We start from the raw sequence: 13,239 nt of genomic DNA, 5'->3' as shown, positions 1-13,239 counted from the left end.
AGAGGAATGCCAGTCCACGGTGACCAGCGGGCTAGAGTTCCGCCTTCCGGTAGTCCAACAGTTGTTCACTGATGGCCTTGGTTTGTTGGTAAACCTGCTTGTAAATAGCATGCATCTTCGCATACTTCTTCACGTTCTCAGGATTTGGTTCGTAAGCCTTGCCAAAGTGGACGAAGGTTTCCGCACAATCCTGCAGGGAGTCGAACCAGCCCAGACCGGTGGCCGCAATCATCGCTGCCCCCATGCCGGGTCCCTGTTCGTTAGTCAGGCTGACCACTTTACGGTTAAAGATGTCGGCCTGAATCTGCAGCCAGAGCGGACTCTTGGCGCCACCACCAATGGAAACGACCGTATCAAAGTCACCACCATTTTCCTCATAGATATCAAAGAGATCTCTAAAGGAGTAGCTGATGCCTTCCAGGACGGCCCGCACGAAGTCGTAGCGCTGATGCGTGCCGTCGACACCGGTAAAGCTTCCCCGGATGTCAGCGTCCGCGTACGGTGCCCGTTCACCCACGATGTATGGCGTGTACAGCAGGCCATTGGCCCCGACCGTTGATTTGGCCGCGCTCGACACGAACTCGGTGAAGTCCTCAGCTGGTGCGAAGGTCTTCTTAAACCAACTGAGTGAGTACCCAGCGGCCAGCGTAACCCCCATGGAGTAGTATTTATCAGGAATCGCGTGATCTTCGAACTGCAAAACGCCGTGGTAGTTGACGTCAGCGTTGTCTTCGTATTTCAAAACAACTCCGGACGTCCCGATGCTGGACAGCACCATGTTGGGGTGGAGAATCCCCGCCCCAACGGCACCAGCCGCGTTATCGGCCGCACCACCAAAGACTTTGGTAGCTGTCGTTAACCCTGAAAATTCAGCGTAAGCCGGCGTCACCGTGCCAGCAAAGTCGATGGACTTGATCAGTGGTGGACACATGCTCAACGGAATGTCGAAGGCGTCACAAATTTTGGCGCTCCAGTCTCCCTTGGCAACGTCCAGTAATACCGTCCCGGTCGCATCGGAATAGTCCATGGCGAGGTTACCCGTCATCCGGTAACGCACGTAGTCTTTGGGCAGGACAAAGTACTTGGCCTTGGCCCAAATGTCGGGTTCATTTTCCTTGACCCACAACAGCTTGGTCAGCGTGAAGCCTTCCAGCGGTTGGTTACGGGTAATGTCCACGAACTCGTCGCCCATTTTGGCTTCGATTTCTTCCCGTTGAGGCGTGCTCCGCGTGTCATTCCAGAGAATGGCCGGGCGCAAAACCTTCTTGTTTTCGTCCAGCAAAACCAGTCCGTGCATTTGCCCGGAGTAGCTCAGTCCTTCAATGTCTTCAGCGGCCAAGTGGTCGTTTAAAATCAACCGTACAATCGCTACGGTCGTGCCAGAAACCCAGTCCTCCGGGTTCTGTTCGTTGTAGCCGGGTTGTTTCTGAATTAAATCGTAATCAAAACTTTCCTGGGCAACGATCTGCCCGCTGTGGTCGAGGGCGGAAATCTTGACGGCACTGGTGCCGAGGTCCACGCCGAGTACGTACTTCCCCATTTGTCATTCCTCCTAGATTACTTTTCCTTGCTCTTGGTACTTGCCACATTGCGCGTTGTCAGCGCCTCCGGGATGGTGAAATTGAGACCGGAACGCTGTGGGCTTGTACACAAGAAGTCGTTCATATTCTATTCTTTAATGTTGCCATACTTCTAACTAAAAACTTGCGGTGTGTTGGTCGCTTCGGCTGCCAGGTACTCCGCCTGCTATGGGGCCGGTTACAGCCTGGGAAGCGGGCTTTCACCTCGACTTGAAGCCACGCAGTTCACGTGTCTCCAAGATTGTCCCACGCTGTAAGCTGAGAAAATCCTCAGCTAACACCGTCGACACAGCTGGCTCCGTACCTGGCCTCCTTCAGCTTAGATAACGCGGTCAGATGAAACAGCGTCATAATAACAGTCATCTGACACTTGTCTTAGACTACCTAATTGTACGCTATCAGTGATTGCTGGTCGCCTCAGCTACAGCTTCCGCAACGAAAATTGGTCACCGCCTAATTTTCGTCGTCACCCGTTGCCATAGCCGCTGGTCACCAGGCAGAATGCTGTGTCGGTGTCGTTAGTCAGAGTTCTTCCTGACTTAGGACACGGCTGGGCGGGAAACTCGTGCTTGTCGAGGTTCCCGTCCACCCTTGAAGACCGTCTTTTGGCTTCAAGGTCTGCCACAGAGCATGGGCGCCTGGTGACCAGCGGCGACTCCACACAATCCAGACTACGAAAAATTGGCAGACGAACACACCGTTCGTCCGCCAATTTAATGTCAGTTATTTCGTATTCAATTGAAGATTACTTGCTAAGGGTATCGATGATGTAATGGTTGATCGTGTCCTTAACTTCTTCAAGGTGATCTGAGTGCGTAGCAGCAACCAATTCTGATTGTGGCTTGTCGATAGCGTACTTTTCAAGGGACTTCAAGTCAGCCTTGCCGCTTTCGATTTCGGCACCAACACCAGATTCGTATGAGCTGTAACGGTCAGCCTTCAAGGTGTCTAAGAAGCCGTCTTCCTTCATAGCAGCGGCAACACGCAGGCCGGCAGCGAAACTGTCCATCCCAACGATGTGGCCTAAGAAGAGGTCTTCTGGGGCAAATGAGGAACGACGAGGCTTAGCATCGAAGTTCAACCCACCACGAGGTCCGATGCTGCCGTTTTCAACAACTTCGTACATTGCAGCAGTGGTTTCGTACAAGTTAGATGGGTATTCATCAATATCCCAGCCGATTAACTTGTCGCCTTGGTTGGCGTCCAATGAACCTAACAAGCCAGCTTCACGGGCAACGCGAATTTCGTGTTGGTAAGTGTGACCAGCCAAGTTAGCATGGTTACCTTCAAGGTTCAACTTGAAGTCTTTGTCCAAGTCGTATTCCTTCATGAAGGCAATCGTGGTTGCGGCATCAAAGTCGTATTGGTGCGTCGTTGGTTCCTTAGGCTTTGGTTCGAGTAACATTTGGGCGTCAAAGCCGATTTCGTTAGCGTAGTCCTTAGCCATGTGGAATAACTTAGCAGCGTGTTCTTGTTCTTGCTTCATGTTGGTGTTCCAGAGTGATTCGTAACCTTCACGGCCGCCCCAGAAGACATAGTTTTCAGAACCGACGCGCTTACCAACTTCCAAACTGTGCTTGAGTTGAGCAGCACTGTAGGCGTAGATGTCAGCGTATGGAGAAGTCCCAGCACCTTCGACGAAACGAGGGTTGGTGAACATGTTTGAAGTGTTCCAGAGAACCTTCATGCCGGAAGTCTTTTGGTTTTCAACGATCTTGTCAACAACCTTGTCCAAGTTGGCGTTGGTTTCACGTAATGTGTCGCCTTCAGGAGCTAAGTCCCGGTCATGGAAGCAAAGGTAGTCAACACCTAATTTGTTGTAAAATTCAAATGCTGCATCGACTTTGGCTAAAGCCAAGTCCATTGGGTCGGTGTACTTGTCGTAAGGACGTTGAGCAGTCCCGTCACCGAATGGGTCAACTAAACGTTGATCAAAGGTGTGCCAGTAGGCAACGGCGAACCGCAACCAATCTTTCATCTTTTTACCAGCAATAACTTCTTCTGGATTGTAGTATTGGAATCCTAAACCTGATTTTTTGTCTTGATGGCCGACGTATTGAATCTTGTCGACGCCTTTCCAGTATTCTTCAGTCATAATTTTATAATACCCTCCTAGTTAGTTCGTTGCGACAACCAACTTACAAATATCAGTATACAAGGTTTTGAATTTATTGCAAGCGTTTTCGCGAGAAAGTTTTAAAAAATGTGGTTGTGCTGCTTTTGACGTTGGTTGGTTGAGGATTGTCCGTGTGGTTGGTTAGGTGGGCTAGCTTAACTGGCGGCGTGCCCCGTGCGTTGGGTGTGGCCGTAATGCCATAAATGTGCGATAGGAATTTTAGGCTAACTCTTAGCCAGAGTAGCCGAGATGCCAGATTACTCGACAGATTACTATCGCCGCTATGACGGCCTATTTCATTTAAATTAGTTGATAGTGTCGTCGAGTAATCATTGGGATTAACTTTGTGGGATATACAATAGCTATCTTTTATAAAAGCAGTTATACTGAGGTGTGAAAGACCAAGTTAGCCACCGATAAATCAGGTGGTTGTGGCCCGTCACCATTGCGTTTTACAAAGATTACTCACTCATTTAGGGAGGAAATGTCATGTTAGAACCAGGAACCAAGTCATTACACTATAAGATGTACAAAAGTGGCAAGTCGTGGGTATTTGCCGGATTGATTTCTGTTGGACTGCTATTCAGCTTTGGTGGCGAGAACGCCTTAGCCGATACCACGCTGGCTAGCGATGCCCCGCAGTCGGAACAGGTGAGTCAAGAATCAGAACAGGTTGGCCAAGAACCAGTAGCCCCAGAGAACGCGGCACCCAAGGCGGTAACGCCCGCTGGGACGACCGACTCTAGCGATGATGCCTCAGAAAATGGGACTAATCCTACTGGTGCCCTCACACCAAAGACGCCGGCGGAACCGAAGACGATTACGCCGACGAACACGGATTCGAAAATCGTTAACCAGCAATCTAATGACGATTCAAACAACTTAGATGTACATAAGAACAATCAGGAATCTTCTATTAAGGACAGTGACTTACAGCGTGAAGCACCAGCCACTTCGGTAATCTCTAAAAAGAAATCTTTACTGCGGACACCGGCCCTGACTACGGCTCCAGCCAACACAGCAGTTTCTACCGCCGCTCCCCTAGCGGCCGCGGATGAGTCGATTGATACTTGGATGCCGAACAAGGCCTTGCAGACGTTAGTGGCCGACCAACTGAAGAAGAGCGTTTCTACGCTGAACACAACCGACCTCTTAAAGCTGAACAAGCTAGAAATTGGTTACGGACAAACTTCCACGTTTATTGATGGGACTTCTTCTTACTCACTCAAGGGGTTAGAGTTCGCTACCAATCTAACCTATCTCGATCTCGGTTACAATTTAATGAATCGCCAGCTTAACAAATATTTGCATGGCGACATCACCGACATCACCCCGCTCAGCAATCTGACCAAGCTGACGTCTCTCGACTTGAGTGCAAATCGAATTGCCGATGTCTCATCATTAGCTGGTCTGACTAATTTGAAGAAGCTATCGATTTCTGGCAATTCGATTGCTGATTTCTCCTCGCTCGACTACAAACAATATAGTGATATGGAGTTTGGCACTCAAGACATTGTGCTCACAACGCCCGTAACTGTTGATTCGGCCGACCCCACAATCACGATTCCTCAGATATTTAAATTGCCTCAGAACTACAATGCCAATTTACAATACGACGTTTCATCCGACTACACGAAAACCATTAAGGATTTATACATTTGGCAGGATAATATGGTCGGCAACGGCGCGATGCATCGGTTTATTCGGGGAGGCGAGATTAAGGCGGATGCGCAGGGCAATCACATCGCAAATGCCGATGGCAGTGTGACCTTCCTGAACATTCCTGATCAAATCTCACCAGCTAATCTCCGATCCGATCGCCCCGAGATTGCCATCGTTCAGAATCCGGTCACCTACTACCTAATGGAAGACATCGTTGCTGGCGTTGAAGTACAGGTAAATATTTTCATTCCGTATGTCAACCCACAGCCCGCTGGAACGTTGACCCTAAACTATTGGGATGAAAACGGAAAAGCCATTCAACCTAGCAAAGTTTTAACTGGTCACATGGTCGGCGATGATTATACGATTGCTGATAGCGATACTGCTATTGCCGGTTACCATTTGACGAGTACCGATGGCGCCATGGCGGGAAAGTACACCGCTGATGACCTGGCAATTACCTTCCACTATAAGAAAGACACCACCCCCGTCACGCCTGTCACCCCACCGGTTGTCACCCCGACCACGCAGGTCACCGTGACCGCCCACTACGTTGACCAAAATGGCAATACCATCCACGCGGACCAGGTCCTGACGGGTAATGCCGGCGACTCCTACGCCACGACAGCGTTTGCTGTGCCAAACTACCGCCTGACCGCGACACCCGCGAACGCCCAGGGCACCTTTGGGACTAGCGACGCGACGGTCACCTACATCTACGAGAAAGTAGCCGATACCGGTGCCCCTGTGATTATCGACCCGGCGACGCCCAAGCCAGCAATTGAGACCGGTGAGCTTCCCGCCAAGGCCAGTGGCGAACGGACATCTGCCCAACGACCAGTCACGGCTCTCAAGACTACTGGTGCAGCGGTAAAAATCACTGCTGCCACGACCGCGACGCCACAGGGGAAATCCGTGAAGTCGACGCCCACGACGACGTTGCCCCAGACTAGTGAGCGTGCTGTTTCACCCGTGATTGGGCTCGCCCTATTGCTGGGCACGCTGCTAGGCTTCGGTCTCAAACGTAAGCAACACTAAGCCACAAAAAAATGGTTTTCCCCAATCGGAAAACCATTTTTATTTACTATTTTGTGTCATCGGCACTTGGCCGTTCGAAATTCAATTCATAGTGATCCAGCCCCAACACGCGGTGGGTAATCAGCGAGCACCCGCCCAAGACCGTGGCCAGTCGGGCGTTTTGCGTCAATTCAATCGGTACATCGTTTTGCGCTAGGCTCTGGTAAACAGCGCGAATCTGCTTCAAGAGCGCCGGAATTTCTTCCACTAAGGCTGAGTTCAAGAAGAAGGCATCTGGATCCAGCGAGCGCATCAGGTTGTAAATGAGTCCGCCGATGGCCGTGGTGAATTGCGTCAAGACGGCAGTAGTATCTGGGTCATGGACTTGATACAACTTCACGACGGCGGTCCGGTCGAGATTCTTCAGGTCCTTTTTGTCCTCAATTTGTTGAATGATGGCGTCTTCGGAACTGATGTCTTCGGCGTGGATAGGATGCGGATTGCCCGCGCCGTCCATGGCAATGCTGGCAACGGTTTGACCGATTTCACCAGCGTCGCCGTGCTCGCCCCGGAACAGGTCGCGTTTCAGAATAATGCCGGCCCCAATCCCGCGGTGAATGCTGACGGTGACGGTACTGTTGAGGTTCCGGGCACCGTTGAAGTCCCGTTCGTAAACGGCGGCCAAATTGGCTTCGTTTTCCAGAACAACAGGAACCTGGTAGGCCTCACCGAAGACCTGTTCCAAATCAATGCCGGCCATGTCAATGAACGGCGACGTTTGGACCTGGTTGTCCATCACGATACCGTGGATGGAAAAACAAATGCCCAGTAGGCCGTGGCTGGTGGTATTTTCCTGATTCAGGTTATCCAGATAATCCCGCATCGTGGTAATCATTTCCTGGATGGATTGGCCCTTGGTCTCAATCCGGTCGTACTTCCACACGTGCCCGTCCAAGAATGTGACGAGCGCATGTAGGTGGCGAAACCCGAGGTCAAATGTGAGTGTGTACCCGTAGTCCCGGTTGATTTCCACCAAAGTTGGCTTGCGGCCACCCGCAGTCGAGGCCTCGCCCAAGCCCAACTCTGTCAAGTAACCGGCGGCCATCAGGGTGTTGTACAGTGATGAAATCGTGGACTTGTTCAAGTTTAACTGGTGAGAAATCTCGATTCGCGAGGTGGGATGGTTGTTGAAAATTTGTTGCAGAACAAAACTCAAGTTCTGATCATGCAACTGGTTACGATTCATGCTGCGACGAACCATGTTGTCCCCTCCTCAAAATACGCTAATAACGGTTCAGTTAGACTACTGAGAAAACCAACCAACTTACTGACACGCCATGGTGTGCTATAGCAGTCATGCAAGCGGTAACATTTTTCTAAGCATGGTTTACCGAACCAACTAACCTCAGTATCACCTACTCAACCTTAAAATTCAACTGTTTTCCAGAATTTTCTAGGCGTTTTGGTAAATATCAGCCGTTATTTAGTTAAGCGCCAAAAGAAACCACCGGCATGATTGTCGATGGTCACTATTTTATGGGGTATTTGTAGCTTTTTCATTGATTAAGCCAATTCCTGGATCAGTGCCGTCGCGCGGTCCTTGATTTCATCACGAACTTGGCGGAACACGATCAACTGGGCCGCTTCATCCCCGGTCGCTTGCGCGGGATCCGGCAACGGCCAGTGGCGGCGGTCAACGGTCGGCGGGGTCATCGGACACTTGTCACGCGCATCCCCACACAGCGTCACGACTAGATCACTGCTGTTGAGGTACGCCGTGTCAATGAGCTTAGAGGTGTGTTGGGAAATGTCGATGCCGACTTCGGCCATCACTTTGACGGCCAACGGATTCAGGCCGTGCGTTTCAACACCGGCGCTGGCAATCGTCCAGTCAGCGGGGGCAAGTGTTGCGGCAAAGCCTTCCGCCATTTGGCTGCGGCAGCTGTTACCGGTACAGAGGAAGTAGAGTTGTTGGGACATGGGGGAAGCCTCCTTGTGGATTTTTCTTTATTATACTGGAAAATCCTATGTAGTTGTTGCCGAATGATTTCATCAATGACTAACTGGCCGCCCGACTAATGTAAAAATCAAAAACAGTCCGGTCCCGGAGCTTCTGATTGCTAGCTTCTAATGGTGACAGACCGCCACGGGCTTCCTGCCAAGGAAGTTCTTGATGCGTCATACTCTCAAGCTCATTAGCCGTATAGCCACCGTAAACATCCCAAACTTGACCCAGAATATCTAACACATCTGGCGTGAACTCAGTTGTCTGAGACCTCTGTGGAATCTCACTAAACCCATACTGATTGTACGCATGATAGATTTGCTTTAGTACTGGGCCATGAACCCAGGCTTCAAATTGCTCATCAAATAAGCGATTGGTTAGCTGTTGGCTATCTTCATTTGTTAAGACCAATGTCCACGCGTAGGCGTAGTACATCAGCTTTTGTAGCTTCTTGGGAGACATGCTGGATTGTCCTAGAAACCAATTTGCAACTTGCTGGACCGAATAATTTGCTGGCATGTGCTCATCCCCTTATTAAGTGTTGCCCTATGATACCACATTCCCTGAACAATCAGAATAGCCTGCCCCCAATTCCCTACAAATCCCATTGTATCAACGCTTTCACAAAACACAAAAGACCGACCTGGCACCCTTTACGGCACCCAGCTCGGTCCAAAATAATTTTCAATTAGTGCTCCCGATGCCACTGCTTAATGGCCTCCAACCGTTGCTTAAACCGGCCTTCACGCCCCTCTTCAGTGGGTTCGTAGTACACGTGGCCCTGCAAGTCGTCCGGCATCGTCTGCATGTTGGTCAATTTGGCCTTCGTATCGTGAGCGTACTGGTAATCCTTGCCGTAGTCCAAGTCCTTCATCAACTTGGTCGGCGCGTTGCGAATCTGGAGCGGAACTGGCTCGTCGCGGGTCTCTTTGACGTCCTTCTTCGCCGCCAAGCGCGCCTTGTAAATGGCGTTCGACTTAGGCGCCAGCGACAAGTAGGCCACGGCCTCAGTCAAATGGACGTCACATTCCGGCATCCCCAGAAACTGGCAGGCCTGAAAAACGTTGACCGCCACGTTTAGTGCGTTGGTATCGGCCAGACCAATATCTTCACTGGCAAAGCGGACCAACCGGCGGGCAATGTACAACGGGTCTTCGCCGCCCTCTAGCATTCGCGACAGCCAGTAGATAGCGGCGTCAACGTCGGAGTTGCGCATCGACTTGTGCAGCGCGGAAATGATGTTGTAGTGCTCCTCGCCAGTCTTGTCGTAGAGCACGAACTTCTGCGTGATCAACTGCTTCAGGTCGTCCATGGTCACGGTCACCTGCTGGCCCTGTTTGTCGCCGTTCAAGACGGCCATTTCCAAGGTATTCAAGGCATTGCGGGCGTCCCCGTTAGCAAATTCGGCGATGGCCCGCAGCTCGTCTGGGCCAATCTTAACGTCGGTATCGAAGCCGTCCTTGTTCTGCAGCGCGTTCGTCAGTAATTGGACGATGTCTTCGGTTGCCAAGCCCTTGAGCACAAAGACTTTACAGCGCGACAGGAGGGCGGAGTTAACTTCAAATGAAGGGTTCTCAGTAGTCGCCCCAATCAAAATGATGCTGCCGCGTTCCACGTACGGCAGAAAGGCGTCCTGTTGCGCCTTGTTGAACCGGTGGATTTCGTCGACAAAGACAATCGTTTCCTCGCCAATCTCCCGGTCGCTTTCGGCCTGGTGCATGATCTTTTTAATCTTGCTGATGCTACTGTCGACGGCGCTAAAGCTGAGAAATTTCGACTTGGTCTGGCGGGCAATAATCTCGGCCAGCGTGGTTTTCCCCACGCCAGGTGGTCCCCAAAAAATCATCGACGAGACTTGGTCATTTTCAATCAGTTCCCGCAGAATCTTGCCGGGGCCCAGCAGGTGCGTCTGCCCAACGAATTGGTCCAACGTCCGTGGCCGCACCCGACTAGCTAACGGCGACTTCTGTTGGTTGGCAAATAGCGACTCTTGTTCCACGTGAAACACCACCTTTTAGGTCCATGATAACCCGTTTTGGCTGGATAGAAAAGTCATTAAAACTAGGGATGAGCGGACCTAACCACTAGAAATTAAAATCGTTGAGGTTCGCAATATCCATCGTAAATGGCACCTTTGTCTGCTCATGGCTACTCATATTTTCAATGACCAAGAAGTAAGTCCGCGCCTTATCGTAGGTCCGGTCGGCCAAAATCAGTTGAACGCTCTGCATCCGTTCCTTCACCGACTCTGAACGGCTATTAGCGTTAACCGTCTGCTGTCCAGAAATCTGTTGTCCCTGATCATTGACAAAATACAGTGTGAATTCGGCCGGAATAACCGTCGCGCTAATTGGTTGTGCCTGCCGTAAGACTAATGGCACCGTCAATGAAGTGATCTGGCGATTCATACTAAAGAGTTCCAACTCTACGTCCTGTGCGGCTGAACGGTTAGAAGTCGTTTTTACCTCTAACAACGGTACAACCATTTCCTGTAGTGAAGAACCGCCATGAACGTAATTAAACGACCCCACCGACTTGAAAACGTTGGCCGTCTTCGGGTAATAAACGTAGCGTTGATCATCATTTGCTAAAATGTCGCCGAGTTTTTGTCGGCCAACACCAGGTAGATCAAACTCTCGCGACGTGACCAAATAACGCTGGGATTTAAGATCAGTTTCATCAGTGGCCACATCAATCTTATCCGTTGGCTTCAGCTGATCATCACGGTAAATATACCCGTGATCCGCCGTCACATAGATGTGCCCAATGCCTTGCGTTCGCAGTCGCGTGATTACCTGTTGGATTTCGTTGATGGCTTCCTCAGTTGCTTTAAAGACATCATCTTCCGTCTTCTTGTTGTCGCCAATCGCGTCGACCTGGTTGTGGTAGATGTACACAACCTCTTTGCCCGTAAACTTCGCCCGAATATCTTTGGCGGTCGCGCCCTTCAGCTCGTCTAAGCTGTAGGCCGCGCTCTTCGGGTTCTGTTTTTGCAGAATCTCCTGGCGCTGTAGCCGATTAGCTGTTGGCTGGCCATCCACGAGCAACTGCTTGTCTTGCAGGGTTAATTGGCGATTAGGGAGTAGCATCGGCATCCCCATGTACGTTACCGATGGGAGTCCCGTGACTAAATAGTTCATCGCTAATGCAGTGATCTGGTCTTCCCGGCTCAGGCGCTTCTCCAGTTCTTTAGCCGCTTCAAATCTGAAGGCATCAGAAATAATCACCGCAATTCGGTTCTTTTCTGGGGCAACATAGAAACGATAGAAGTTTCGCTGCAAGTGCTGGGGATTGATGTCCTTAGCCGTGAAAGATTCATTCCAAGCGTAAATAGATTTGTCTAAATAATTATTAACATAAATAGATTCAATCAACTTTTTCGTTTTCGCAAAAGCCTCGGGTAACCCAGCTTGTTGGTACTCGTACGTGAACTTGCGGTAGTCCGTGTCCATTCGGTAGTCCTTTGCCACGTAGTTATCTAACATTGTTTGCAGGTCGTTAGCGGGCGCCTGATGCCCCTTACGGACAATATTCCAAGCCTTGCGAATCATCCGGTAGAGCCGTGAAAAACGTGGCTGACTGCCGTAATGCGTATTTAGCCGTTGACGTGTCACTGAGGCAATATCTTGGTCGTTCAGCCGACTATCCAAGTCCTCCAGCTGCAGGCGCTCTTGAATCCACAGTAAGATTAACTGGTCGAAACGCGGAAACATGTCGGATTTAGCTAAATCATCAATCTTGGTGCCCTTAAAGATACGGTCACCCTCCGCTTTTTGCCAGACCAGATCCGCAATACTGTCGAAATTATCCTGGCCTTGCGCGGCACCACTCGCGTCATTTCGATTGCCAAACTGTTGCACGAACGTCTGCACGTTAGCGGCATGCTCACTCAAGTCGTGCTGTTTTAAACTGGCTGGCATTGGCTTACCCATTTGCTGGTAGGTCATGGTCAGGTATAGGTCGACCATTAAGTCATCAAGCCGTGGCGCATCGGCCGTGTAGCCGAAATGTTCTGCCACCTCTTGCCAGAATGCTTCGGCCACACCAAAACGGGTAAACTCTACTAGGACAGGATTGTCTTGAACGCCTTTAACTAGCAATTCCTGTAAGAGGTCGAAGAAATCTACGATGGGCTGATTTAAAGGAACCAGCGCGGCCATAATTGCCAGTTCCGGCTTTGCTGAATAGCTGGCAACGTCGTAGCGGGCAAAAATTTTGCGGCGCCGACTACTGGCAAAAAAGCTGGTATATTGCTTGATGAATGGCTTCAATGTTTCCGGCAAGCCCAGTTCCTTACGCAAAATTTCCTTTGAATCCGCGGTAAAGGTCCCAGAGTACAGGACGATGCTTCGCAAATGGTCTTCGTCAAGCGCAGGTTCAGGAGCTGGTGAGTAAATCAACGCCTTCGTTTGAAACGGTAACGCCAATAATTGTTGTTTCGTTGCCAACTGATGTCCGGGCGCCATAACAATGACGTCAGCAATGTCAGTCAGTGCCTCACGGATGTCAGCAATGCTCTCAATAAAATCGCCATTGTCATCGTACCAAAAGACAAATTGATTCTGCGCAGTGAATCGCTGTTTAAGCGTTGTGATAATTTGATTAATGTCCACGTCTGCCACGGTGCTTACTCCCTTTTCATTCCGTTTTATGATATAGCTTAATCATAACGTAAACGGGTAAGGACTGCAGTAGAATTTGTGAAATTTATTGTTCACTCCAAACTATCACGACGGCGTCATTCAGCATTTGATCACCGACGTCAGCGCGGATGATTTTAACGTGGCCGTTGGTGGGCAGGTGGAGATTATTGGGTGGCTGTATCAGTATTATAATACTGAGCCGCACGATCAGGTGGT

Annotated in this window: 8 protein-coding genes; 1 reads left to right on the top strand and 7 read right to left on the bottom strand. The window is 50.3% G+C overall.

From position 1 onward, the window contains the following. Nucleotides 1-31: 31 nt before the first annotated feature. Nucleotides 32-1,540 (bottom strand): xylulokinase, encoded by a 1,509-nt coding sequence (xylB, locus tag EKM99_RS08150; RefSeq protein WP_125582666.1) that lies wholly within the window; start codon nucleotides 1,538-1,540, stop codon nucleotides 32-34. Nucleotides 1,541-2,325: 785 nt separating this feature from the next. Then, on the bottom strand, nucleotides 2,326-3,675 hold the full coding sequence (gene xylA / locus EKM99_RS08145; RefSeq protein WP_125582664.1) for a xylose isomerase: 1,350 nt from the start codon (nucleotides 3,673-3,675) through the stop codon (nucleotides 2,326-2,328). Nucleotides 3,676-4,185: 510 nt separating this feature from the next. On the opposite strand from xylA, the gene EKM99_RS08140 reads away from it, so the two are divergent. Further along, nucleotides 4,186-6,396, top strand: coding sequence for a MucBP domain-containing protein (locus tag EKM99_RS08140; protein WP_125582663.1), 2,211 nt, complete (start codon nucleotides 4,186-4,188; stop codon nucleotides 6,394-6,396). A gap of 46 nt (nucleotides 6,397-6,442) precedes the next feature. On the opposite strand, the gene EKM99_RS08135 is transcribed toward EKM99_RS08140, so the two are convergent. The 5 genes from EKM99_RS08135 to pglZ form a co-directional block, all read right to left on the bottom strand. Continuing rightward, nucleotides 6,443-7,636: an ROK family protein gene (locus tag EKM99_RS08135; RefSeq protein ID WP_125582661.1), complete on the bottom strand. Its 1,194-nt coding sequence runs from the start codon at nucleotides 7,634-7,636 to the stop codon at nucleotides 6,443-6,445. A gap of 302 nt (nucleotides 7,637-7,938) precedes the next feature. Next, a complete protein-coding gene (arsC, locus tag EKM99_RS08130; RefSeq protein WP_125582659.1) occupies nucleotides 7,939-8,355 on the bottom strand; it encodes an arsenate reductase (thioredoxin) in 417 nt (138 codons plus the stop codon). A 79-nt stretch (nucleotides 8,356-8,434) separates the two neighbouring features. Further along, nucleotides 8,435-8,899, bottom strand: a complete 465-nt coding sequence (locus EKM99_RS08125) for a Panacea domain-containing protein (protein WP_125582657.1) — start codon at nucleotides 8,897-8,899, stop codon at nucleotides 8,435-8,437. Between the two features lie 169 nt (nucleotides 8,900-9,068). Next, nucleotides 9,069-10,379 carry a replication-associated recombination protein A gene (locus EKM99_RS08120; RefSeq protein WP_125582656.1) on the bottom strand — a complete coding sequence of 437 codons (1,311 nt, stop codon included), beginning with the start codon at nucleotides 10,377-10,379 and terminating at the stop codon, nucleotides 9,069-9,071. A gap of 85 nt (nucleotides 10,380-10,464) precedes the next feature. Further along, a complete protein-coding gene (gene pglZ / locus EKM99_RS08115; protein ID WP_164511561.1) occupies nucleotides 10,465-13,002 on the bottom strand; it encodes a BREX-1 system phosphatase PglZ type A in 2,538 nt (845 codons plus the stop codon). Nucleotides 13,003-13,239: the final 237 nt, after the last annotated feature.

The organism is Levilactobacillus cerevisiae (assembly GCF_003946245.1).
GTDB classification, from domain to species: domain Bacteria; phylum Bacillota; class Bacilli; order Lactobacillales; family Lactobacillaceae; genus Levilactobacillus; species Levilactobacillus cerevisiae.
Note: the sequence above shows the minus strand (reverse complement) of the source record. Positions and strands in the feature narration are given on the sequence as shown.